The 22757-nt window shown below is 55.4% G+C and carries 21 protein-coding genes and 1 tRNA gene; 14 read left to right on the top strand and 8 right to left on the bottom strand.

The features are described from left to right. Window positions 1-52: 52 nt before the first annotated feature. Complete coding sequence (locus ABWV47_RS07135; RefSeq protein ID WP_353310138.1) at window positions 53-1033, bottom strand: alpha-E domain-containing protein; 981 nt, start codon at window positions 1031-1033, stop codon at window positions 53-55. Further along, on the bottom strand, window positions 1033-2457 hold the full coding sequence (locus ABWV47_RS07130) for a circularly permuted type 2 ATP-grasp protein (RefSeq protein ID WP_353310136.1): 1425 nt from the start codon (window positions 2455-2457) through the stop codon (window positions 1033-1035). Before ABWV47_RS07130 ends, ABWV47_RS07135 begins: the two co-directional genes overlap by 1 nt. A gap of 134 nt (window positions 2458-2591) precedes the next feature. Between ABWV47_RS07130 and ABWV47_RS07125 the strand changes: the two genes are divergently transcribed. Continuing rightward, window positions 2592-6071: a transglutaminase family protein gene (locus ABWV47_RS07125; RefSeq protein ID WP_353310134.1), complete on the top strand. Its 3480-nt coding sequence runs from the start codon at window positions 2592-2594 to the stop codon at window positions 6069-6071. A gap of 123 nt (window positions 6072-6194) precedes the next feature. Here ABWV47_RS07125 and ABWV47_RS07120 read toward each other — a convergent pair whose 3' ends face one another. Beyond that, window positions 6195-6491, bottom strand: coding sequence for a DUF1330 domain-containing protein (locus ABWV47_RS07120; protein WP_353310131.1), 297 nt, complete (start codon window positions 6489-6491; stop codon window positions 6195-6197). After that, window positions 6484-7179: a GntR family transcriptional regulator gene (locus tag ABWV47_RS07115; protein WP_353310129.1), complete on the bottom strand. Its 696-nt coding sequence runs from the start codon at window positions 7177-7179 to the stop codon at window positions 6484-6486. The genes ABWV47_RS07120 and ABWV47_RS07115 overlap by 8 nt, the downstream gene beginning before the upstream one ends. A 105-nt stretch (window positions 7180-7284) precedes the next feature. Here ABWV47_RS07115 and ABWV47_RS07110 point away from each other — a divergent pair, with 105 nt between their 5' ends. The 7 genes from ABWV47_RS07110 (at window position 7285) to ABWV47_RS07080 (ending at window position 15451) form a co-directional block, all read left to right on the top strand. Continuing rightward, a complete protein-coding gene (locus tag ABWV47_RS07110; protein ID WP_353310127.1) occupies window positions 7285-7887 on the top strand; it encodes an amino acid synthesis family protein in 603 nt (200 codons plus the stop codon). Further along, window positions 7859-8686, top strand: coding sequence for an alpha/beta fold hydrolase (locus ABWV47_RS07105; RefSeq protein ID WP_353310125.1), 828 nt, complete (start codon window positions 7859-7861; stop codon window positions 8684-8686). Before ABWV47_RS07110 ends, ABWV47_RS07105 begins: the two co-directional genes overlap by 29 nt. Then, the gene (locus tag ABWV47_RS07100) at window positions 8683-9621 is read left to right on the top strand and encodes a flavin reductase (protein WP_353310122.1); all 939 of its coding nucleotides are present in this window, start codon (window positions 8683-8685) and stop codon (window positions 9619-9621) included. The genes ABWV47_RS07105 and ABWV47_RS07100 overlap by 4 nt, the downstream gene beginning before the upstream one ends. 2 nt (window positions 9622-9623) lie before the next feature. Then, window positions 9624-10661: an LLM class flavin-dependent oxidoreductase gene (locus ABWV47_RS07095; RefSeq protein ID WP_353310120.1), complete on the top strand. Its 1038-nt coding sequence runs from the start codon at window positions 9624-9626 to the stop codon at window positions 10659-10661. A 14-nt stretch (window positions 10662-10675) separates the two neighbouring features. Next, on the top strand, window positions 10676-12139 hold the full coding sequence (locus tag ABWV47_RS07090) for an aldehyde dehydrogenase (RefSeq protein WP_353310117.1): 1464 nt from the start codon (window positions 10676-10678) through the stop codon (window positions 12137-12139). Window positions 12140-12483: 344 nt separating this feature from the next. Next, complete coding sequence (locus tag ABWV47_RS07085) at window positions 12484-14631, top strand: MORN repeat-containing protein (protein ID WP_353310114.1); 2148 nt, start codon at window positions 12484-12486, stop codon at window positions 14629-14631. Window positions 14632-14998: 367 nt separating this feature from the next. Beyond that, on the top strand, window positions 14999-15451 hold the full coding sequence (locus ABWV47_RS07080; RefSeq protein ID WP_353310111.1) for a hypothetical protein: 453 nt from the start codon (window positions 14999-15001) through the stop codon (window positions 15449-15451). Window positions 15452-15532: 81 nt separating this feature from the next. Here ABWV47_RS07080 and ABWV47_RS07075 read toward each other — a convergent pair whose 3' ends face one another. Continuing rightward, window positions 15533-15823 (bottom strand): hypothetical protein, encoded by a 291-nt coding sequence (locus tag ABWV47_RS07075; protein WP_353310109.1) that lies wholly within the window; start codon window positions 15821-15823, stop codon window positions 15533-15535. Between the two features lie 254 nt (window positions 15824-16077). Beyond that, window positions 16078-16151, bottom strand: a tRNA-Cys gene (locus ABWV47_RS07070). Window positions 16152-16400: 249 nt separating this feature from the next. Between ABWV47_RS07070 and ABWV47_RS07065 the strand changes: the two genes are divergently transcribed. From ABWV47_RS07065 to ABWV47_RS07055, 3 genes are all read left to right on the top strand, one after another. Next, window positions 16401-17054 carry a protein-L-isoaspartate O-methyltransferase family protein gene (locus tag ABWV47_RS07065; RefSeq protein ID WP_353310106.1) on the top strand — a complete coding sequence of 218 codons (654 nt, stop codon included), beginning with the start codon at window positions 16401-16403 and terminating at the stop codon, window positions 17052-17054. Window positions 17055-17099: 45 nt separating this feature from the next. Further along, the gene (locus ABWV47_RS07060; RefSeq protein ID WP_353310103.1) at window positions 17100-18509 is read left to right on the top strand and encodes a TolC family outer membrane protein; all 1410 of its coding nucleotides are present in this window, start codon (window positions 17100-17102) and stop codon (window positions 18507-18509) included. A 72-nt stretch (window positions 18510-18581) separates the two neighbouring features. Next, a complete protein-coding gene (locus ABWV47_RS07055; protein ID WP_353310100.1) occupies window positions 18582-19481 on the top strand; it encodes a hypothetical protein in 900 nt (299 codons plus the stop codon). A gap of 113 nt (window positions 19482-19594) precedes the next feature. Here the strand turns inward: ABWV47_RS07055 and ABWV47_RS07050 are convergent, their stop codons facing one another. Then, complete coding sequence (locus tag ABWV47_RS07050) at window positions 19595-19915, bottom strand: DUF6280 family protein (RefSeq protein WP_353310098.1); 321 nt, start codon at window positions 19913-19915, stop codon at window positions 19595-19597. A gap of 219 nt (window positions 19916-20134) precedes the next feature. Between ABWV47_RS07050 and efp the strand changes: the two genes are divergently transcribed. Both efp and ABWV47_RS07040 read left to right on the top strand, forming a co-directional pair. Further along, on the top strand, window positions 20135-20698 hold the full coding sequence (gene efp, locus ABWV47_RS07045) for an elongation factor P (RefSeq protein WP_353310096.1): 564 nt from the start codon (window positions 20135-20137) through the stop codon (window positions 20696-20698). Between the two features lie 82 nt (window positions 20699-20780). Continuing rightward, a complete protein-coding gene (locus tag ABWV47_RS07040) occupies window positions 20781-21251 on the top strand; it encodes a GNAT family N-acetyltransferase (protein WP_353310094.1) in 471 nt (156 codons plus the stop codon). Here the strand turns inward: ABWV47_RS07040 and ygfZ are convergent, their stop codons facing one another. Beyond that, window positions 21252-21995 (bottom strand): CAF17-like 4Fe-4S cluster assembly/insertion protein YgfZ, encoded by a 744-nt coding sequence (gene ygfZ, locus ABWV47_RS07035; protein WP_353310091.1) that lies wholly within the window; start codon window positions 21993-21995, stop codon window positions 21252-21254. A gap of 73 nt (window positions 21996-22068) precedes the next feature. On the opposite strand from ygfZ, the gene ABWV47_RS07030 reads away from it, so the two are divergent. Continuing rightward, window positions 22069-22755 carry a TIGR04283 family arsenosugar biosynthesis glycosyltransferase gene (locus ABWV47_RS07030; RefSeq protein ID WP_353310088.1) on the top strand — a complete coding sequence of 229 codons (687 nt, stop codon included), beginning with the start codon at window positions 22069-22071 and terminating at the stop codon, window positions 22753-22755. Window positions 22756-22757: the final 2 nt, after the last annotated feature.

The raw sequence follows: 22757 nt of genomic DNA, 5'->3' as shown, positions 1-22757 counted from the left end.
TCGGTGAGCGCTTGGCGTGCTTTTATCATCGCCGCGCGCCAGTTCCGAGACGCTATTGCGTCTCGTTTTGCGAAAAAGAAAGGGTATCTCCCCCAAATCCAAACGCGGAGGATGTCTGCTGGGCCATCGCGTTTGTTGCGACAATGAACTCGGTCAACCAAGTATGCAGGCCTTGGTTGAAGATGTCGTGATTTTCGGTCGCCCGTAGCGTGTTCTCAGCCACAACAGCTTGCCTGACCAACTCTTGCTGTACAGCAAGCGGTGAGGCCAGCCGTTCAAGCGAAATACGGATCTCGGTCAGGGCCGTCACCAATGAACGCGGGCTCACGTCGTTGAGCACCAACAGATCCACCACACCCTGCGGATCGACAACCCGTGAGTACAGATGCCGGAAGGCAACCGCAGAATTGGCGGCTCGCAAAATTTGCACCCACTGCAGATAGTCGAGCCCACCGCCCACATCCGTCGCTTCGGGCAGCAGCACGTGATATTTCACATCCAAGAGGCGGGCCGTCGCATCCGCCCGTTCAAACCATTTCCCAAGTTTGGTGAATTGGGAGCTGTCATCACGCAGCATTGTGCTCTCGATTTTGCCAAGCGCGAGTCCTCCGCGCATACGCACCCAATCCAGGAAATCGACCAGATTCTTGCGGTCGTGTTCTTGGTCCAAATGAACCCGCAATTGGGCGCGCGTGTCGTTGATCGCTTCCCAGACCTCGGCGGTAATGGCATTGCGCACGGCTTTGGCATTGGTCCGAGCCGCCTCTATGCATGACAAGATAGAGGACGGGTTTTCGATGTCGCGGATCAGATGGTCGGCGACAGTTTGTGCTGTTGCCTCATCTAGCGGCGATGGGAAGGTGCTTGTTGCGCCAGAGGCGACAATAATTGAACTCCACTCGCTGTGAGCTTCAGGCGTGTCTCGCGGCAGATTGTCGAGGCGGCGACCCGCGTCCAGCAAACGGGCGACGTTTTCCATTCTTTCGATGTAGCGGCCCATCCAGAAAAGGCCCTCGGCGGTCCGGCTGAGCATCAGTTGGCTCCTTTGCTTAAGACCCAAGTGTCTTTTACACCGCCACCTTGGCTTGAATTGACGACGAGAGAGCCCTCGCGCAGTGCAACACGGCTCAGGCCGCTGGGCACCATACGGGTAGAGGCGCCTGACACCACAAACGGGCGCAGATCTACGTGGCGCGGGACCAACCCTTCTTCGGTCAACACTGGCGCTGCGGACAGCGACAGCGTGGGTTGGGCAATGTAATTTGAAGGGGCGGCTTTCAGCTTTTCGGCAAACTCGGCGATCTCCGCTTTGGTCGACGTTGGGCCGATCAACATGCCATAGCCCCCCGATCCCTGCACCTCTTTCACCACCAGCTCAGCAAGGTTGTCCATCACGTAGCCGAAGTCGTCAGGCTGATCACAGCGGAAGGTTTGCACGTTGGGAATGATCGGCTCTTCGCCGAGGTAAAACCGGATCATTTCCGGCACAAAAATGTAGACACCTTTGTCGTCGGCAACGCCTGTGCCCGGCATGTTCACCAAAGTGACATTGCCCGCCATCATCGCGTCCATAAGGCCCGCAACACCAATCATGCTGTCTTTGCGAAAGGCCTTGGGATCAAGAAAATCATCGTCAATCCGGCGATAAATCACATGCACCTGTTCGAACCCATGGGTCGTTCGCATGTAGACTTTTTGGTTTTCGACCAAGAGATCGGGCCCTTCGACCAGTTCAATTCCCATCATATCGGCTAGAAAAGAGTGCTCAAAATAGGCCGAGTTGAACTGTCCTGGTGTCAGGATTGCCATCGTGGGTGCGCCTGCGCAATTTGGCGGCGCGACGGATTTCATGGCTTCGGCAAGAATGTCGCTATAGCCATCTACCGGACGAATTCTCCCATCTCGAAACAGATCGGGGAACATGCGGGACATGACTTCGCGGTTCTGCAATACGTAGGACACGCCGGAGGGTATGCGACAATTGTCTTCGAGGACAAAAAACTCATCGGGGCCAGTACGGACCAGATCAACACCGACAATATGCGCCCAGACATCTCGCGGTGGGCGAAAGCCGTTCATTCGTGCGAGCCAAGCGGGATTTTCGGCAACCATGGCCTTGGGCACAATCCCTGCTTTGACGATGTCTTGCGACCCGTAGACATCTGCAATGAAACAATTCAGAGCGCGGGCGCGTTGGATTGAACCGCTTTCGATCTTCTCCCATTCATGCGCATTAAAGATGCGCGGGATCATGTCAAAGGGGATCAGCCTGTCTGGGTCGCCACCCTCGCCATATACGGCAAAGGTAATTCCGATCCTGCGGAACAGCGCCTCAGCTTCATCTCTGCGCGATTGTAGCGCTTCAATGCCGTTTCTTTCCAACCAGTCGACAACCACTTGATACTCAGGGCGATTGGCTGCCCCATTTTTCATCTCGTTGAAAATCTCGTTCGGCATCGCCACCCCTAAGCCTATAATAAGGTTGACTGTATTCACTTTGATCCTTCAAACAAGTGGTAACTGCCATTTCGGCAGCCCCGAAGCGGCATAGCTCGGATTTTCACGGGTTTGCCAAAAAAGACGGCGATTGAATGTCAATAAGCGTAGCTCTGAGCCATCGAACCACCTATGAATACGACCGTTTGGTCACCCTTGCCCCCCATGTGGTGCGGCTGCGTCCAGCCCCCCATAGCAGGACACCGATCAAAAGCTATTCGTTGCGGATTGAACCTGAAGATCATTTCCTAAACTGGCAACAGGATGCCTATGCCAATTGGCACGCGCGTATTGTTTTTAACAAACCAACGCGAAAATTCTCGGTCACAGTGGATTTGGTTGCGGACCTTGTCGCCATCAATCCATTTGATTTCTTCGTTGAAGAGCAATGTGCGCAAGTGCCCTTTTCTTATTCTGCGGAGCAAAGAAAAGACCTGCGCCCGTATCTGCGCAAAGTTGGGCGCGGGGCGGCGTTTAAAGAATTCGCGGCGCAGGCACCTGAACAAAAAGGCATGACCAATGACTGGCTTGTGGCGTTGAACACGTTTCTGGCCAATCAGATCGCCTATACCATCCGCATGGAGCCCGGTGTGCAGAACCCGTCGGTGACCATCCGCAAAGCGCTTGGGTCGTGCCGCGATACCGCTTGGTTGATGGTCGCGCTGTTCCGTGAGTTCGGATATGCGGCGCGATTTGTGTCTGGTTATTTGATTCAGCTGACAGCGGATCAGAAACCCATCGAAGGCCCCTCCGGTCCAGAGACTGATTTTACCGATCTGCACGCTTGGTGTGAGGTTTATCTTCCGGGGGCGGGCTGGGTCGGAATGGACCCAACGTCGGGTTTGTTTGCCAGCGAAGGGCATATCCCCTTGGCGGCGACCCCTGAACCTGTCACGGCGGCGGCGATTTCCGGCGCACATGACATGGCTGAGGTCACGTTTGGTTTTGACATGTCGGTGAAACGTGTTGATGAGCCCCCGCGTGTGACGCGGCCTCTTAGCCCTGAGCAGTGGGCGGAAATCGACCGCGCAGGGGAGGCCGTCGACAAAAAGATTGCAGCGCAGGACATGCGCCTGACGATGGGGGGGGAGCCGACGTTTGTCTCTGCCATCGATCGGGATGGTGATGAGTGGACCACTGCGGCGGTTGGCCCAACCAAACGCACCCACGCAGACGCGCTTGTGCGCCGATTGCGCGACCGATTTGCGCCACATGGTGTTCTGCACCACGGACAGGGAAAGTGGTATCCCGGAGAGCCTTTACCGCGCTGGGCGTACTCTCTGATATGGCGGGGAGATGGTTTGCCGCTGTGGCAAGAGAGCGAACTTTTTGCGAAGGAAAACACCGGCAAAGCGACATATGAAACGGCGCAGGAGTTTTCCGAAAAGTTGGTTGATGCATTGGAGCTGGGTGAGGAAGCTTTTGCGCACCCGATCTATGAAGATCCGATGCATTTTGTGGGCAAAGAGGCGATGTTGCCTGACAACGTGACCGTTGAAGACAACAAGCTTGAAGATCCGCAAGAGCGCGCACGGTTGGTGCGCATGCTCAACAACGGGCTGTCAAACCCTGTCAGCTATGTCATTCCCATTCAGTTGGCCCAAGCAAAAGCAAGTGCAAGACGGCGATTCCGGTGGGCGTCAGATGTGTGGGGAACCCGGCGGGACAAGTTGTTCCTGTTGCCCGGCGACAGCCCTGCCGGATATCGCTTGCCGCTGGACTCGCTGAACAAGACCGAAGAGTTCAAACAATACTTCCGGGACACGATGTTGCGGCGTAAGCGCAAGCTGGCACCGCGGCGGGGCCCTGAGGCTGAAGACGAGGCGGAGACCGAAACCTTTTGGAACACACCGTTTTACGGCCCGGGTTATGGTCCGGGCGGTGTGACCGGGTATGGGCAACCCACTATGCAAGCGCCCGCACCTGTGCGCCACATCCGGCAATCTCGGGTCAAGCCAGCACCGGGCCCGGCGCAGGATTTTGGCGAAGATGTCTGGCTGCGCGACATTGAAAGTTCAGATGATTGGCTGACCAACGACCACGGTTTCTGGGTCGAAGGCATGCCGGTGCGGACGGCGATGGCGGTTGAACCGCGTGATGGAATCTTGCATGTCTTTATGCCTCCAACGGGATCTTCTGACGAATATCTTGATCTTGTAGAGGCGGTTGAGGAAACAGCGGCAGCCATGGAATTGCCGGTTCGGATTGAGGGGTACGAGCCCCCAAACGATGGCAACTTCAACGTGATCCGCGTGACCCCGGACCCGGGTGTGATCGAAGTGAATATCCATCCGGCCACCGGGTGGAAGCAGCTAAAGGCGATCAACGAAGTTCTGTATGAAGAGGCGCGTCAAAGCGGGCTGGACAGTTTTACGTTCATGGTCGATGGGCGGTTGACCGGCTCGGGTGGCGGCAACCACATCGTGGTGGGCGGTGCAACCCCAGCTGACAGCCCCTTTTTGCGGCGTCCCGATATGGTCGCCTCTGTGGTCCGATATTGGCAGCGACACCCGTCGCTCTCCTATTTGTTCTCGGGCACCTTCATTGGTCCAACCAGTCAAGCGCCACGCTTTGACGAAGGTTTGCCTGACAAAGTTTACGAAATGGAGATCGCGCTGAACGAGCTTGCGCGGATACAAGACAACGGACAGGTTTTCCCCTGGCTGGCGGACCGTATCCTGCGACATTTGTTGACAGATTTGACCGGAAACACGCACCGGGCAGAGATATGCATTGATAAGATGTTCTCCCCTGACAGTCCTACTGGGCGGCTTGGTCTGGTGGAGTTTCGCGGCTTTGAGATGCCGCCCCATTGGCAGATGAGCATGGCGCAATCGCTGGTTATGCGGGGGCTGTTGGCTTGGTTCTGGGAGAAACCCTACACGGAGCCGCTGATCCATTGGGGCAGTGAGCTGCATGATCGATTCTTGTTGCCGCATGATTGTCACGCCGACTTCAAAGAGGTTCTGGGCGATCTGAGTGGCGCGCATGGTATGGCTTTCCGTTCCGATTGGTATGACGCGCAATATGAAATGCGTTTCGGAAAGGTTGGGCACACAGAGGTGGAGGGGCTGACACTCACGTTGCGCAATGGGATCGAACCTTGGCTTGTTCTGGGCGAAGAGGCGACGGGCGGCGGTACATCGCGCTATGTCGACAGTTCGCTTGAGCGCGTTGAGCTCAAGGTGGAGGGCGAGCTGCCCAGTCGGTTTGTGATCACCTGCAATCAGGTTGAGGTGCCGCTGCGCCAAGTCGCGCCAGACACCTACGTTGCCGGCATTCGGTTCCGCAGCTGGCAGCCGTGGTCGTCACTGCATCCAACGATCCCAGCCCACGCGCCATTGGTCTTTGATGTTTATGACCGTGTTGCTGGACGTTCTGTTGGCGGATTGAAATATCTGGTGGCCCATGAAGGTGGCAGAGCCCATGAAACGCGTCCTGTAAATGATCTTGAAGCCGAGGGGCGTCGCCGGGTCCGTTTTCAGGAAGGGCAACACACGCCGTTCCCGTTTGATCCAATCAAGCCAAAGCCAAATCAATGGAATAAGGCGACACTCGACATGCGGTTCATCTGACCAAAGGGCAGGGAGGCGTCGCCTGCGCTGGTCGGTTCAGTTCGATGAGGCGCCAGCTTTGGCGATAGGCTCCGCACTTTGCACACTTTGCGCGGAAGACGAAGTGATCAAGGTTCGATTGGTCTAGGACAGGCCTTCGATCAGCGCAATGTCGGCGATACAGGCTTGCTCACGCTGCGCGCGCGCTGCTCGGTACTCTGGCGAATTGTAACACTCTTGGGCCTGTTGCATGGTGGCAAATTCGATAATGACACGCCGTTGCCATTGGGTTCCTTCAAGGGTTTCGGCGTCGCCGCGTGCCAAGAACCGCGCGCCATATTTGGCGAAGGCTTCTGGCGCGAGCGCTTGATATCCCTGATAGGCTTCGGGGTCCGTCACTGTGACGTTTGCGATCCAGTAGGCTTTTGCGGGTTTAGTCATTTTTTGTATCTTCGTCTGCATCGGAGAGGAGCTTTTCGGCAATGGCTGTGGTGTCTTCCAGATGGTGGATGACCGCCTGTCTGGCCGCCTTGGCGTTGCCCGAGATGATGGCCGAACAGATGGCCTCCATATGAAAAATGCCAGGTTGCTTCCGTTGTGTTGAGGAGAGCGTCATCATGCGCAGCCGACTAATGCGGCCATTCAAGCGCTGTACGATGTCCCATGCGACGTGGTGGCCCGCGCCTTCGAAAATCTCAGAATAGAAATCGGAGGTCGCGCGAAACAGGGCACCGGGTGTCTTGTCGCCAAAACCCTTCTTCAAACGGTTGAGCGCGGCCTCAAGCGACCGTGCCCGGTCTGGCGTGATTTTGCGGGCGCAGTCTTCGGCAGCAGACGTTTCAAGCATACGACGGATGTCATAGATTTGGCGCGCTTCATCGCGGCTGATGGTGGCAACGATTGGGCCACGACCGGGTAGAATCTCCACCAACCCTTCGGCCTCTAGATAGCGAATGGTTTCTCTGATCACGGTGCGGCTGACACCCAATTGGTCACAGAGCGGGCGCTCGACAAGCCTTTGTCCCGGATGGAAAACGCCTTCGATGATCGCCTCGCGCATGCGTTCTTGGACCATGTCACGCAGGGTCGCTGGGGGATGTTCAATTTTTGCCAAGGTTGGTGTGCTCATGCCTAGATCGTTAGCAGTATCTGGGTGTGGCAGCAAGGTATGATTGACTTATGGTAGTATGGTATACCATGATATCGGAAAGTCGAATCGTTCAGGAGAAGCTCGATGCCCGCAGAAATCCGTAAGACGCTGCTTCACGTCGAAACCACACTTATTGAAGGCACCAAGATTGCGGAGCGCCCCCTGAAAATGGTTGCGGCGGTGGCTGTGATCAAAAACCCTTGGGCGGGGCAGGGATTTGTAGAAAACCTAAAGCCCACGATTTTGGAGTGCGCGCCGGGTCTGGGCCGTCTGCTGACCGATATGGTTCTGGACGCGACCGGCGGTGGAGACAAAGTCGAAGCTTACGGCAAAGCCGCAATTGTCGGTGTGAACGGCGAAGTGGAGCATGGCTCTGCGCTTATTCATACGCTGCATTTTGGGAATGCCTATCGCAACGCCGTTGGCGCGAAATCGTATTTGGCGTTCACCAACACGCGTGGTCCGGCCAATGCGTCGCTGCAAATTCCGCTTATGGACAAAAACGATGGCGGCCGACGCAGCCACTATTTGACGATACAGCTGCAAGTGGCTGATGCGCCGGGTCCGGACGAAATCATGATAGCGCTTGGGGCCTCGATTGGAGGACGCCCGCATCACCGTATCGGTGATCGGTATCAGGATTTGGAGGAGTTGGGGCATGATGTCGACAACCCAGCAGCTGTCTAGAGCCTTTGGCACAACGACGTATCGCGAGGCGGGGCGATCTCATATTTGCGCGACGACGCCCGTGGTTCTGGTGCACGGCGTTGGCATGCAATCCGCGTCATGGGACCCCCAAGTACAGGCTCTTTCGCGGCAACGACACGTGATCGCGCTGGACATGCCGGGCCACGGTGGAAGCGACCCGTTGCCTGAGACCGCGAGGTTGCCGGAGTACATCGACTGGTTGCGCGACGTTTTGGAGGCGCTGGGGCTGGAGCGTGTGAATATCGCGGGACATTCCATGGGGGCTTTGATTTCTGGCGGCTTTGCGGTTTGTCATCCGCACCGAGTGGAGCGGGTGGCGCTTTTGAACGGTGTGTTTCGCCGTGACGCAGCCGCAAGAGAGGCCGTTATCACACGGGCACAGCGGATCGGCACCGGAGACTTTGATCTGGAAACACCGCTCAAACGTTGGTTTGGTGACACACAGTCCGAACGGAAGGCACGTGACCGTGTGGCGACGTGGTTGTCTGACGTGAACCTCGCGGGATACGCCACTGCCTATACTGCGTTTGCCCACGGAGATGCAACGTTTGCAGACGGGTACGCGCAGCTGCGCTGCCCGTTCTTGGCGCTCACCGGCGCAGATGATCCGAATTCAACGCCTGCCATGGCCCATGCAATGGCGCAAGCTGCGCAGCACGGGCGAGCGGTCATCATTGAAGGCCATCGTCATATGGTGAATTTGACGGCCCCCGAGATCGTGAACGCAGCGCTGGAAGAATGGTTGCAAACCCCAATTGAGGAGATCGACGTGGCATGATTAGATTTGACCCCGAGACGTTGACCGATCCACGCGCTTTGCGCACCGCATTTGGCGCATTTATGACCGGCGTTACCGTTGTGACGGCACAGGACACCCGCGGCATGCCAGTGGGTTTTACAGCCAACTCCTTTGCGTCCGTGTCGCTTGACCCGCCCTTGGTGTTGGTGTGTTTGGCAAACACTTCCAGCAACTTTGATGTGTTTGCCAACACAGAAAAGTTCGCGATCAATGTTCTGTCTGAGACACAAATTGATGTGTCCAACACGTTTGCGCGTCCTGTCGAGGATCGTTTTGCGTCTGTTGGTTGGCAGGATGGGCCGCACGGGTCACCCATTCTGGACGATGTATCGGCATGGTTTGATTGCGCAATGCACCAGACCATTGATGCCGGGGACCATCTTATTTTGATTGGTGAGGTCAAAGGCTTTGACCACAATGTTGCGCCCGGGCTGGGCTATGCACGCGGCGCTTATGTGACACCTGCCGCCGAAGCGGAGGCGTTGGGCAAGCGCAGCAATATGGTGGTGTCCGCCTTGATTGAGCGAGATGGCAAAGTTCTGTTGTTGGACAATGCGCAGGGCCGTCTTACGCTTCCGATGACCAATGACTTATCATCGGGAACGGGCGCAGCGCTGAAACAGTTGATCTCAGACACTGGCGCAAGCGCGGAGCCCGGATTTATATACTCTGTCTATGAGGACAAAGCGCGCCAACACCAACACATTTCGTTTCTCTGCAAAGCCTCTGACGGCCCACCCTCCAAGGGGGTCTTTACCGAGTTGACAGAGTCGACTTTGATGGGGGTCGCGGACCCTGCGATGTGCACCATGTTGGAAAGGTTCGCCGAAGAAAGCCGTTTGGGAAACTTTGGCGTGTATTATGGCAACGAAGTGATTGGCGAAGTGAAACCTGTCGCTGATGGGAGCAGGTGACTATGAAATTCTCCTTGTTTGCGCATATGGAGCGCATCAGCCCGGATCAAGATCAGAAACAGCTCTATGAGGAGTTCATCCAGCTCTGCAAGATTGCGGACAATGGTGGCATGCACGCGGTCTGGACTGGCGAGCACCATGGAATGAATTTTACCATCGCGCCAAATCCTCTTTTGTCTCTTGTGGACGTGGCGCGACACACAAAGCATGTACGACTTGGCACTGGGACGGTGATCGCGCCGTTTTGGCATCCGGTGCGTCTTGCCGGTGAAGCGGCCATGGCCGACATTATCACGGATGGGCGTTTGGATTTGGGTGTGGCGCGCGGCGCCTATAGCTTTGAGTATGAACGTCTCATGCCCGGGATGGATGCCTGGGAAGCCGGGCAGCGTCTGCGCGAAGTCATTCCAGCGGTGCAAGCGTTGTGGGCGGGTGACTATGAACACAAAGGGGAGTTTACCCAATTCCCCAAAACCACGTCAGCGCCAAAGCCACTTCAGGAAAACGGCCCGCCGATCTGGGTCGCCGCGCGCGATCCAAACAGCCATGAGTTCGCCGTGGAGCACGGGTGCAACGTGCAGGTGACACCACTGTGGAATGGCGATGGTGAGGTTGAGGACCTGATGTCCAAATTTAACGATGCCTGTGCCAAATTCCCCAATATTCCGCGTCCAAAAATCATGTTGTTGCGCCATACATATGTTGCGGACAGCGACGCAGACGCAAAGGTGGCAGCAAAAGAGCTGAACCGTTTCTATTGCTATTTTGGCGCTTGGTTCATGAACAAGCGCGAGATCACACAGGGGCTGATTGATCCGCTGTCAGATGAGGACATTGCGGCGCACCCTTTCTACACCCCAGAAAACATGGAACGTGATTTGGTGATTGGCACCGCTGACACCGTAATTGATCGCCTGCGCAAATCCGAAGAACTGGGATTTGACGAATATTCCTTCTGGATCGACAGCAGTATGACATTTGAACGTAAGAAGGCCTCGCTTGAACGTTTCATAAAAGACGTCATGCCTGCTTTTCAATAGGTACCGGAGATACAATGCAGCAGTTTCAACACTATATCGACGGATCGTTTCTGAACGCCGCAGCGCAGTTTGACAGTCTGGATCCTGCGAGTGGATCTGTTTGGGCAAAAATGCCTCAAGCAACACCAGAAGATGTCACTGCGGCTGTGGATGCTGCTGACCGCGCGTTCAACGCGCCGGACTGGGCGCAAATGACCGCTAGCCATCGGGGAAAGCTGTTGCATGTGTTGGCCGATTTGATTGCAGAAAATGCGCCGCGCCTTGCCGAGCTTGAAACCCGGGATACTGGAAAAATCATCCGCGAGACATCGGCGCAAATTGCTTATGTCGCGGATTTCTATCGCTACTACGCGGGTCTTGCGGATAAGATCGAAGGCGCACATTTGCCAATCGACAAACCGGATATGGAAGTTTGGCTGCGCCGGGAACCCATTGGCGTTGTGGCTGCGATTGTTCCGTGGAATTCGCAACTGTTTCTGTCGGCGGTGAAGATCGGTCCCGCGCTTGCGGCGGGGTGCACCGTGGTTTTAAAAGCCTCTGAAGATGGACCCGCGCCGATGCTGGAATTTGCGCGGATTTTTGATCAGGCCGGATTTCCCAAAGGTGTTTTGAATGTGATCACTGGCGGGCCTGATGTGGGCGCCGCGCTAACAAGTCACCCGAAGGTGGCGCATGTGGCCTTTACAGGCGGGCCGGACACCGCCCGTCACATCGTGCGAAATTCCGCGGAAAACTTGGCTTCGACGTCTTTAGAGTTGGGGGGCAAATCGCCGTTTATCGTGTTTGAAGACGCCGACATTGAGAGCGCTGTGAACGCACAGGTGTCAGGCATTTTTGCGGCCACCGGCCAAAGCTGTGTGTCCGGGTCCCGTCTTGTGGTGCACGCTTCGATCAAGGATCAGTTTCTTGCGCGCTTGAAGGAGAAAGCAGAAGAGGTGGTGATTGGCGCCCCGGATGACATGCAGACAGAAGTTGGACCTCTGTGTACAGAACGCCAACGAGACACTGCGTTAGACCTCATTGAGCGTTCTCTTGCGCAAGGGGCCAAGCTGATCACGGGAGGACAGCCTGTGGAAGGTGAGGGCTTCTACTTTCAACCTACCATTCTGGACTGCTCTGAGGCACGAAACGCCGACAGTCTAAGTCACGAATTTTTTGGCCCTGTGCTTTCGGTTGTCTCATTTGAAACAGAGCAAGAGGCCATAGACATTGCCAATGACACGGCCTTTGGATTGGCCTCAGGCTTGTTTACAAAGAATTTGACGCGGGCGCATCGTATGATCCGAGCCATCCGAGCGGGGATCGTGTGGGTCAACACCTATCGCGCTGTCAGCCCAATCGCGCCCTTCGGGGGGCACGGTTTGTCTGGGCACGGTCGTGAAGGCGGCCTTCAAGCGGCTTTGGATTACACCAAAATCAAAACCGTTTGGCTGCGCACCAGCGACGATCCGATCCCAAATCCGTTTGTGATGCGCTGATTGCGTCAAAAACCGTGACGGAGATTCCTCGACCTGCGGCGTTTGGTGGTGTGCTAAAAAAGTGCAGGTCGACGCCGCATCAAAGGATGTTGTTTGTCCGCGCCTATCTGTACGGCAAGGTTGTTGCCGCGTGTGAGGCGAAACAGCCTTTGTCCAAAATTCAGAACTGACGGCATTCGGCTTCGTCCATAGGGCGGACGGCGGGGCTTTTGCGTGAGCTTGCGCCGGCGTTGAGATCACGCTCAGACGTCTTCAGCGTTTTTGCAGCCGCGCGGTAACGGTTGCTTGTCAATTGACACATCTCAATGCAGTTTGAATGACACATTACGTTTGGGAATTTGCTTATGTCGTCTCGCTCCCCGTCCAGCCTCGGAATTGCCACCGACGGAATGATGTTATCGCAGGTTGACCAGATCGCGTATCCGCTACGCGTGGAACATGTTCATGTCGGCGTAGGTGATTATGTAGATGAAGACACGTTTGTGTACGTTGTTATAGATCGAAACGGTGTGCCATTTGGTTTTCAGCCAGACAAGGCGGGTCAAATCACGCGTGTCATGGCTGCGGTGGGGGATATATTCACCGAACCGCAGCGGGTGTTTGAGCTGTGCTGTGATGAGCAGGCCCAAGGTTTCGCTGCAGAGCGGGCGATTACGACAGAGTTCCGTCAAGCTGCGCGCCCTGCGGCGCAAACGACAGCAACCAAGACCGCGATCCCACCCGCCTCACCGCGGGAGCGTCAAGGTGAGGCGTCAACTTCGGGAGGAGGAACGCGACGCCTAGGGATGCTTGGCACTCTGGTTGGCCTGCTGATCATCGCCGGTGTCATCATGGGGGCCAACGGGACATTTGATGATCTGTACACACGGTTCGACATTTGGCGTAATCCTGCGAATTACGGCTACGCCTCATATCAAGATTACCTTGATAAAAAGGAAAACCCGGCACCGGTTGAAGAGCGCATTTCGGAAGGGAATGCGACCTGGCAGGGTCTGAAATACACTGGGGGCCTGAAAAACTACAAACCTCACGGCGAAGGCAAGCTCGCGCTTGCAGGCTATGAGGAGTACTTTGGGACATGGGTTGACGGTGTTCGCCAAGCTGGAGGCTACACAAAGATTCTGTTCCGTGATGCAAAGCGGGAAGGGACGTTTAACGACGATCTGCTGCTAGACGGTCAAGGCACGCAGGTTTTTGATAGCGGAGATCGCTACGAGGGTCAGTTTCGTGCTGGTCTACGACATGGCCGTGGCGTCTATCGCTTTGCTGATGGTGCGATCTATGAAGGCGCGTTTGTCGAAAACACTCGCCATGGAACTGGCACGCTAAAGTTTGCAAACGGGGATGTCTTCACCGGCGATTTCAAAGAAAACGAGCGTACAGGTGACGGGACGTACAGCTTTGCGAGTGGCAGTCGGTATTCCGGTGGATTTGTTAATGGCAAGTGGCATGGACAAGGGGTCATGCAACATTCGGATGGCACGTCTTTTGAGGGCTCCTTTGAAGAAGGTGTCCGTCACGGGATTGGAACGCTTAAGTTCGCAAATGGTGTCGTTTATATTGGTGATTTTGCGTCTGGTTTAAGGACCGGAACGGGTAAGCTCACCTTTCCAAGTGGTGCCTATTACGAAGGTGCGTTTTTGGACGGGCGCGTGAATGGCCGCGGCGTTTACCGCAACGCGACCGGGGATATCACAACGGGCGAATTCAACAACGGGCTGGCGGAGGGAACAGGCAGCATAAAATACGCCAACGGTGATAGCTACACGGGAGATTTCAAGGACTTCAAACGCGACGGATTGAGCGAATTTGAAAAGGCTGCTGAAGTGCGGCGCAAGGCGGAGCGCGACCGCTGGGCGTGGGTTGATCGTATGCGACAGAGACACGATGACCGAAAAGACGCGCGCGCCCGAATGAGGCGTCTTGGAAATAGGAACTCAACTGGGCAGAGCTTAGAGGATGATTTGCGCGCTCCGGGGCGTGTGTTTTGGGCCAGATTTCATCCGGGCGATGTTCCTGAGAATGTTGGGGAAACTGTCGCTTGTCCCGGTGGATACTTGGGAGATGCCGAATGTTCTATCGTGCGGAAAGAGAAAGTCTGGACCCTGCAAAAGGGTTGCGGCTCCAATGGGGCGGGAAGCGGACGGGCCGAAGCGTTCGACAAAGACAGGATCATTGTTTTCGAAGCACGCGGTGACTTGACCGATGTGCTTGAGGCTCTGGACGCGGAAGAGCAGAGGGGCAACTCGGGCGACAGTCCTGAACACTATCAGGTACGTGTGAGCAAAGGTTTGTTGACGAGTTTTCTTGTAGACGACATTTGGCGCGATCTGCAGAGTTACAAGGCGCGCGTAAATGACCGTACTTATGAAAACACTGGCGTACGGGATATGAGGGTGTTCTTTCGGACCTACACCTCTTTGGCGACCTACAGTTTGACCAGCGGTTGTTATGTCCTGATCAACGATGGAAGCCCCTCCAAAATGCGGTGACGTTCGCCATTCAAAGATCATCGCTTCACAATCGAGAGTGCACGTAAATGACCAGTGATTGGCAGGAAGAAGAAAAGGATAGCGTAAGCGGGCGGATAATATTCGCACGCGATATTCCCAGAAAGCGGCAGGGTACCTATGGAACCCACGATTTTGCGACGGCGCGAGAATTCCAAGTTCGGTCCAAAGCCGGCGACGTTTTGTTTCAGGTCTCAGGATCCGCAGAGGGGGAGTATTGGTGCGGTGTTTTTCTCTTTTTCGTTGAAGGTTCTGAGGGTCGCCAAGTCAAACTGGATGAATCTGACGTCCCAGAGAATAAGATTTTTGACGTCCCTGAAACGCCTCTGCACCAGTCGCAAGTTTGGACATGACTTTGGTCTGCCCTGAGTGCGAGCAGCACGGCTTTTCCATTGTCGACAGTGTCGAATTAGGCCCAAGTGCCAGTGCCGACGAGCGCACGGTTCAAAGGGCACACTGCACAGACTGCGATACTCGGTTCTTCTGCCTCTATTTGGCTGTGCGGAGTCACAAACAGGGACGCGATGACGATGAAACGCACCTCGCCTATGTCGCCAACAAAGATGTTTGGACGAAGTGCGCTGATGTGTTTGAGACGCCGACACGCAGACGAGCATCGCCAGAACGGATTGAGGACGCTCGACGTGTGTGGGACCTTGCACAGCAAAGCGGATCGATGGCCCGCACCATCACTTTTCGCAGGTCTGATCAAAACCCGGTTGTCGCGTCACCATCAAAGACCAAACACATGGATGATACATGGATGCGTAAACTCTACCTGAAGCTGTGGGGCGGGCAGTGATTGTACGCCCAGAGTTTGCCGTGTTTTGCGCAACCAATTTTGGCCAGAATAAGTATGCAGACAAAGGTGAAACAAGCTGCCTCAGCCGGTATTTGCGAGGTGCGGCAGGCAAGCTGGCACCGCGGGACGTTCGAGATCTAGCCTGATCCGCTTCCTCCGGCGATCGGCGTTGTTCGTGATATCTGGGCCGAGAAAAGCCTGGCTAGAACTGAAACCCATCGCATCTTCGAATTGCAGCGCGCCAATAGGGAGCATTGGCGGCCAACCAACGATCTTGTCCAGCTCGTGGTTGTCATGATGCGCCACGCGCTGTTGATTGGCTTCATCAAAGAGAAGATGCAACAGGAGCGCGCGCGAGGCTCCAAAACGCACGGGTTCAGGAAGAGCACGACGATCAAGCTTTGTCTGGCTGGATATGATGACGAGAGAGTTAAGGCACACACCGGACACTCAGGCGTTGAGAGGCCGAAAAAGTACAGCGAGTAATCTGGCAAAGGAAGCTGGCAAAGCGCGCTCAGTAGGCAAGAAATCAAATGGAACGAAGCAAGGCCGAAAGATGAAGGTCTCACCAGAAGTTTCAAAAAGGCGGTAAAGGAGAGAAAGGTGACGCAAGTCATCCAGTTTCTTGGAGGCGAGTACCGGAATCGAACCGGTGTACACGGATTTGCAATCCGCTGCGTCACCACTCCGCCAACTCGCCATCCGTGGTGTTTTGGGTCTCCCCAAAAAGTCGGGCATAAATGGGACGAATCTGCGGGAGGTGCAAGCCCCTTTTTGGATCAGCACCAATGTTCTCGTTTCAGGGAATGCACCGAGCAAGCGGTGACTGGTCAGAGGCAGGTCTCTGCGCACTGTTGTCACAGCGGCGGAAAAGAACGCGCTTGCCGTTGCCGTGTTCGCTCAGTTGTGGCAAGAGAACGCAACAAGAGTTTGAGCCTATAGGAATTCGATGACCGAATACGCCGCACTCCGTACCACAATGGTGGATACACAGATCCGTCCTTCTGACGTGACCAAGTTTACTGTAATCGAGGCCATGTTGTCGGTTCCGCGAGAGGCGTTTGTTCCAAACAGCGCACGGGATGCCGCCTATGTGGATACGTGTATCGAGCTGGATCGCGGTCGTGTTGTGTTGGATGCGCGCACGTTGGCGAAGATGCTGGACGCATTAGACATACAGAGCAACGAACTTGTGCTCGATATTGGTGCAGGTCTTGGCTACTCGTCTGCTGTGATTGCGCGCATGGCGGAGGCTGTGATTGCGGTCGAAGATGACGACGCGCGTGCCTCAGAAGCGCAAGCGACTCTCAGTGAACAGGGCGCAGACAATGCTATCGTGCACACAGGTGCGCTGATTGAAGGCGCGGCGGCACATGGACCATATGACGTTGTCTTGCTTCAGGGCGGTGTTGGTTTGCTGCCCAAAAATATACTCGATCAGCTAAAAGAAGGCGGCCGTATCGCAGTTCTGTTTATGGAAGGCGCTTTGGGGGTTGTGCGCATCGGCTACAAGATTGATGGTGATGTCAGTTGGCGGTTTGCGTTTAATGCCGCTGCACCGATTATGCCGGGCTTTGAGCAGCCTCAGGAATTCAAACTATAAGCCCAGGCAAGTAGGCCTGTGCAGCTATGCAGGGAGACAGATGCCATGTTGCAGAGCGTCCAAAGAGCGGTCCTAAATGGGCTTGCAGTTGTTTCGGTATCGATTCTTACGGTTAGTGCCGCGCAATCTCAGACGCTTCCGGATGCAATGGCGCAGGCGTATGAGCACAGCGGCCTTCTAGAGCAAAACCGCGCGCTCTTGCGCGCCGCAGACGAAGACGTGGCGGTCGCATCTGCTCTGCTGAAACCCATCGTAAACTGGTTTGGCAATGTAAACTTGGACTATTCCAACGCGGGCAACAGTGCGGTCTCCTCCAGCAGTTGGGATCCCTACGTCAACATTGGGATATCCGCGGATTTGCTTTTGTTTGACAATGGTGCCTCCAAATTGGCCAAAGAGGCCGCCAAAGAGAATGTGCTTGGGACACGACAGGGGTTGGTGTCCGTTGAGCAGCAAGTCTTGTTTGATGCGGTGCAGGCTTTCATGAACGTGGTTCGTGATGATGAGATTGTCGACCTGCGCCAAAACAACCTGCGGCTTCTTGAGCGCGAGCTGCAAGCTGCACAAGATCGCTTTGAAGTTGGCGAAGTGACTCGTACCGACGTCGCGCTTGCTGAAGCACGTTTGGCAGGCGCGCGCGCGCAGCTTGCTGCGGCGCAGGGCGACCTTGAGGCAAGTAAAGAATTCTATGCTGCGGCTATCGGCAGCCGTCCCGGCAATCTGGTGACGCCTCGGCAGCTGCCAAGCGCCGCGAAGTCGATTGATGATGCAAAATCGGTTGCCATTCGTTCCCACCCGCAAATGCTACAGGCGCAGTTCGCCATTTCTGCCGCAGAGATCAACGTAGCGCGCGCGAGGGCGAATATGGGGCCAACCTTGACGCTAAAAACGAGCATCGGGACACGCCAAGAGTTTGATTCATCTGGGTTTGCCGACAGTGGACGGGTTGGTATTGAGTTGGGTGGCCCGATTTATCAGGGTGGCCGTCTGTCCGCACTTTTGCGCCAGAGTATGGCGCAGAGAGATGCGCAGCGTGGCGCTCTGCATGTGACGCGCCACAATATTCGACAGAATGCGGGTACCGCTTGGGCGCGATTCGTCGCGTCTGGTGCGCAGATTCAAGCCAGCATTCGCCAAGTGGATGCAGCACGGATCGCCTTTGAAGGTGTGCGTGAAGAAGCCAAACTGGGCGCACGTACCACGTTGGATGTTTTGACAGCGGAGCAAGACCTGCTGGATGCGGAAGCTGATCGAATCGACGCGCAGGCGACACAGATCGTCGCGGCGTATGCTGTGCTGTCCTCAATGGGGCTGCTGACAGTGGATTATTTAAACTTGCGGGTCGAACGGTATGATCCCGAAGCTTACTATAATCTGGTGAAAGACGCGCCTGCATTGCGGTCTGAACAAGGTAAAAAACTAGACCGCGTACTTAAAGCAATTGGGAAACAATAACATTTTTCCTATCTGTTGTATGGGGATGCGGGTGCCGCTACACTCTCCCTGAGGTAAGAGCGGTGAATTTCTATGTCCGATCCAGTAACCAATACTGAAATCGAGGATGTGTTGACGTCCATTCGGCGGCTGGTTTCAGAAAACCGGCCGTTGTCTAATTCTATGGAGCCTGAGGCCCCCAAGCCTGAGAGTGTCTCTCCGGATGCCGACGAGTCTGCTGAAGGCGCGTTGCCTTTGGCGCTTGTTCTTACGCCTGCTTTGCGGGTGGATGACGAAGAACAGGAGACGGCGGAGGATGCTCCGAAGGAGGCCAATGCTCCGTTGGAGGAGTCTGACGAACAGCCGTGGGACGAAGACGCCGCTGTCTCTGAGGAAGACTTGGAGATGGAAGAGGGAGCTGACATCGAGACGACTCAGGTTCCGGACACTGTCGAGGTCTCTGATGATCATGACAGTCTTGGTCATGATGCGCACGCTGACACAGAAAGCGCCATCTCCTCTGACGTGGTGGAAGAAGAGGAAGCCAACGTTGAGGTCGATGATGATGATCTGCATGATTTCCAGCCAGAGGTATCCAGCGAAGGCGATGTGGCGTTAGAAGAAGTAGACGAAGATCAACCGTTTGATTTTAAGCAAGTGCTCGAGGCGCGCATTCATCATTTTCGGGATGCGAAGTCTTCTGAGGGCATGCCGCCAAAGGTGGAAAACGATACCTTTGCTGAGACAATCATAGACGAACTTAATGAGACATTGCCTGACGATGTCGTGGACGCGCTGGGCGTTGACGAAGGTGAATCTGTTGTGGTGGTCGATGACGCTGCTGAGATAGATGAGGCCATTTTGCGCGAGATGGTGGCCGACATCGTGCGTCAAGAGTTGCAAGGTGCGTTGGGCGAACGGATTACCCGCAATGTACGTAAGCTGGTGCGCCGCGAAATCCACCGCGCGCTGGCAGCGCATGATTTAGGGTAAGTCACGGGGTTTGGCCGGGTAGAGCGCGGCCTGACGCGCCAATATATCTTCAAGTTTTAAAACAAAAAACGCGCCCCAAGGGGCGCGTTTTTTGGTGGCAGCCTAAAAACAGATTAGGCGGCTTCAGCCTGTGCGGCTGCATTGCGACGTTCGCTCTCTTCGCGTGACAGTGCAACAGATGTACGTACACCTTTGCCCACGAATTCCATAAGTCCGGAAACAACCCGCTCGTTAGGGTCAATTCCAGCACAGGACAGCACTTCGCGACCATCACGAGACCGCGCCCAGCGGGCGATCTGTTCGGGGCCATTGCCATATTTTTTGTCGTCAGCTATCGCGTCGTCCAGTGCAGCAAGAACAACGGCCGCAAAAAGTTTGCGTGCCCGGTTGCCTTGCTCATTGTTGTAAGCCGCTGCATCAACGAAATCGGTCATCTCGTCGTCCTTGTGTTATTGCTCTTGTGTTTTCGGCGTGGCGCTCCTTATGGCGCATTCCATTCGATTCGGATAGCCCGCAAATGCATAGCTTCTATGCGCAATTTGCATGACATTTCGCGGAACATCCGTTTGACAGGTTGTCTTGTCACCTGCCGACTGGCCAGATATAGGAGGCTAAATCATCCGATCAACCTTTTTTGCTTAGGTTTTCTTAATATGCCCAAGATCAACGGAAACGAAATTCGCCCCGGTAACGTTCTGGAACACAACGACGGTCTCTGGGCTGCCGTGAAAGTGGACCACGTGAAGCCAGGTAAGGGTGGTGCTTTTGCGCAAGTGGAAATGAAGAACCTTCGCAATGGCTCTAAGCTTAACGAACGCTTCCGCTCTGCCGACAAAGTGGAACGTGTGCGCCTGGAGCAGAAAGATCAGCAGTTCCTCTATGAGGACGATGGCATGCTGATGTTCATGGACACTGAGACCTATGAGCAGAATCAGATTTCGGCAGATCTGCTCGGTGATCGTCGCCCATTCTTGCAGGATGGCATGACCATTGTTGTGGAATTCTACGAAGCAGAGGCGCTCAATGCGAAATTGCCACAGAAAGTTGTCTGCAAAATCGTAGAGACCGAGCCTGTGGTGAAAGGCCAAACTGCAGCGAATTCGTTTAAGCCAGCCGTTTTGGACAATGGCGTGAAAGTTATGGTGCCGCCTTTTGTGGGGCAGGACGAAGATATCGTCGTGAACACCGAAACGATGGAGTACTCCGAGCGCGCATAAGCCGCGCTCAGATGGACATCCCAGCGCAACCTGCCAGGGGTCAGATAGAGAAACCTCTGGTGCAATCACTGGAGGTTTTTTTGTGATTAGATTTTTGAGAGCGGATGAGGTGGAGAAGCTTTTGCCGCTGTCAGCACAGGTGAATGCACTGCATGAGGCGCAGCATCCGGAGCAGTATCGTGGCGACAGTACGCCGGAAGAGGTTACTGGTTTTTTTGTGGAGCGGATGGCCGAGGGTGCACGGATCTTTGTGGCGGAGGAGCAAGACGGTGCTTTGACTGGCTTTCTGCTGGCGGTACCTGTGGAAAGGGCCGCGTCACCGTTTCTACATCCCGCCCGGCATTTGGAACTGGATCAGATTTGTGTCGACAAAACCTATAGAGGGCGCGGCGTTGGCAAAGCCTTGGTGGCAGCCATGGAAGCTTGGATGCGTGATAATGATTTCCGAGAATGGAAGTCGATGGTGCATGGGTTCAACAAACACTCCCAAAACCTTATGACCCGGCAGGGGGCGGACGTTTTTGGACTGCGCTATCGCAAAGTACTTGGCTGATCAGGCCGGGAGGCTGATTTTGGCATCGCCCGCGGTCATATCCTCGCGGGCGCGATCAAAACGCAGGTAGGCGAGGGCTTTGCCGTCAGTTTGTGTCAGCAGGCGGCCAACCTCTCGTCCATCTCGCAAAATCGCCGTGCCAACGGGGGCCGATCCGATGATATTCACCTGCGCCAGGCCTTTGCGCAGCTCAGTTTTGTGTTTCATGCGCGCGGTGACTTCTTGGCCGACGTAGCAGCCCTTTCGGAAGTCGACACCGTTAAGGCGCTCAAACCCCATTTCTAGGATAAAGCTGTTTTCATCGAGCTCAACACCGGCGCTGGGAATTTGGAGAGCCACATAGAGCGCAGGCCAGTCCGTGGTGTCATCTTCCTGTGCGCCGTCGCGATAGGCGCGCCATCCGAGATTTGGATGGCGTGGATCTTCCGCAGCGTCGTTTGGAGCCTCACCCAACCCGCGATGTAGATGCAGGCTGGTGGCCTCAATGGTGACGTCAGCGCGCAGTTTGTACATCGTCAGGCGCTGCTGCAAAGACGGGGCTTGGGCTGCATCTGCGTCGAGCAAAATCGTGTCGCCGTCCCGCTTCAGAAAGAAGTCCGCAATGTATTTACCTTGTGGTGTCAGCAAAGCGGCATAGAGCAGACCGTCTTTCAGGTGGTCCATGTCATTGGTGACAAGGCCCTGCAAAAAGCTATCGGTATCGCTGCCGGAAAAGCGAAAAATGCTGCGCGCCGAAGATGTCATCACGGTGATCCTGTTCTTGCGTGTCCTTGTCATATAGAAGCTATGACGCGGTGCAACAGGGATGGAGACTAAAATGCGCGCACCTTTGAGTGTTGTGATCCCCACTTTGAACGCGGGCAGCGTGCTTCCTGCTTGTTTAGGGGCGCTTTACGAAGGCGTGTCGGCTGGGGTTCTGCGCGAGTTGATCGTGGTCGATGGCGGCTCTGATGATGACACGTTGGAGATTGCGGATGAGGCGGGGGCAAACATATTGCGATGTTCTCCCTCGCGTGGCGGACAATTGCGTGCAGGTGCGGAGGCAGCACAAGGTGATTGGCTGTTGTTTGTGCATGCGGATACGCTTCTCGAAGACGGTTGGATAGCCGCAGCGCAGGAGCTGTTTCGCGACAAAGCGAAGGCTGGCTACTACCTCTTGGCCTTTGATCGCGGAGGAAAAGCAGGTCGCGTTGTCGCGGCATGGGCGAACTTGCGCTCCGCCCTTTTTGGGCTGCCTTACGGTGATCAAGGTTTGTTGATTTCCCGCCGATTGTACAACGAAATTGGCGGATTTGACGATGTCCCTTTGATGGAAGATGTGGCACTTGCCCGCAAACTTGGACGGCGCCGTTTGACTGCACTGAACGCGCGGGCGATCACCAGTTCAGAAAAGTACCGCTCGCAAGGGTGGTTGCGCCGAGGGCGGCGCAACCTCTGGACCTTGGTGTGCTATTTTTCTGGCGCGTCGCCTCAGCGACTGGCGCAAATCTACAATCGCACTTAGGG

This window comes from Shimia sp. NS0008-38b (assembly GCF_040370365.1).
Lineage (GTDB): Bacteria > Pseudomonadota > Alphaproteobacteria > Rhodobacterales > Rhodobacteraceae > Shimia.
The sequence above is the reverse complement of the archived record's forward strand: the minus strand, read 5'-3'. Positions and strand labels throughout refer to the sequence as shown.

Bases quoted from the DNA above. Each gene is read 5' to 3' on its own strand.
- ABWV47_RS07090 (WP_353310117.1), top strand. From the start codon at position 10,676: ATGCAGCAGTTTCAACACTATATCGACGGATCGTTTCTGAACGCCGCA.
- efp (WP_353310096.1), top strand. From the start codon at position 20,135: ATGCCCAAGATCAACGGAAACGAAATTCGCCCCGGTAACGTTCTGGAA.
- ABWV47_RS07050 (WP_353310098.1), bottom strand. From the start codon at position 19,915: ATGACCGATTTCGTTGATGCAGCGGCTTACAACAATGAGCAAGGCAAC.
- ygfZ (WP_353310091.1), bottom strand. From the start codon at position 21,995: ATGACATCTTCGGCGCGCAGCATTTTTCGCTTTTCCGGCAGCGATACC.
- ABWV47_RS07095 (WP_353310120.1), top strand. From the start codon at position 9,624: ATGAAATTCTCCTTGTTTGCGCATATGGAGCGCATCAGCCCGGATCAA.
- ABWV47_RS07100 (WP_353310122.1), top strand. From the start codon at position 8,683: ATGATTAGATTTGACCCCGAGACGTTGACCGATCCACGCGCTTTGCGC.
- ABWV47_RS07060 (WP_353310103.1), top strand. From the start codon at position 17,100: ATGTTGCAGAGCGTCCAAAGAGCGGTCCTAAATGGGCTTGCAGTTGTT.
- ABWV47_RS07105 (WP_353310125.1), top strand. From the start codon at position 7,859: ATGATGTCGACAACCCAGCAGCTGTCTAGAGCCTTTGGCACAACGACG.
- ABWV47_RS07135 (WP_353310138.1), bottom strand. From the start codon at position 1,033: ATGCTCAGCCGGACCGCCGAGGGCCTTTTCTGGATGGGCCGCTACATC.
- ABWV47_RS07130 (WP_353310136.1), bottom strand. From the start codon at position 2,457: ATGCCGAACGAGATTTTCAACGAGATGAAAAATGGGGCAGCCAATCGC.
- ABWV47_RS07030 (WP_353310088.1), top strand. From the start codon at position 22,069: ATGCGCGCACCTTTGAGTGTTGTGATCCCCACTTTGAACGCGGGCAGC.
- ABWV47_RS07115 (WP_353310129.1), bottom strand. From the start codon at position 7,179: ATGAGCACACCAACCTTGGCAAAAATTGAACATCCCCCAGCGACCCTG.
- ABWV47_RS07125 (WP_353310134.1), top strand. From the start codon at position 2,592: ATGTCAATAAGCGTAGCTCTGAGCCATCGAACCACCTATGAATACGAC.
- ABWV47_RS07080 (WP_353310111.1), top strand. From the start codon at position 14,999: ATGACTTTGGTCTGCCCTGAGTGCGAGCAGCACGGCTTTTCCATTGTC.
- ABWV47_RS07085 (WP_353310114.1), top strand. From the start codon at position 12,484: ATGTCGTCTCGCTCCCCGTCCAGCCTCGGAATTGCCACCGACGGAATG.
- ABWV47_RS07055 (WP_353310100.1), top strand. From the start codon at position 18,582: ATGTCCGATCCAGTAACCAATACTGAAATCGAGGATGTGTTGACGTCC.
- ABWV47_RS07110 (WP_353310127.1), top strand. From the start codon at position 7,285: ATGCCCGCAGAAATCCGTAAGACGCTGCTTCACGTCGAAACCACACTT.
- ABWV47_RS07120 (WP_353310131.1), bottom strand. From the start codon at position 6,491: ATGACTAAACCCGCAAAAGCCTACTGGATCGCAAACGTCACAGTGACG.
- ABWV47_RS07065 (WP_353310106.1), top strand. From the start codon at position 16,401: ATGACCGAATACGCCGCACTCCGTACCACAATGGTGGATACACAGATC.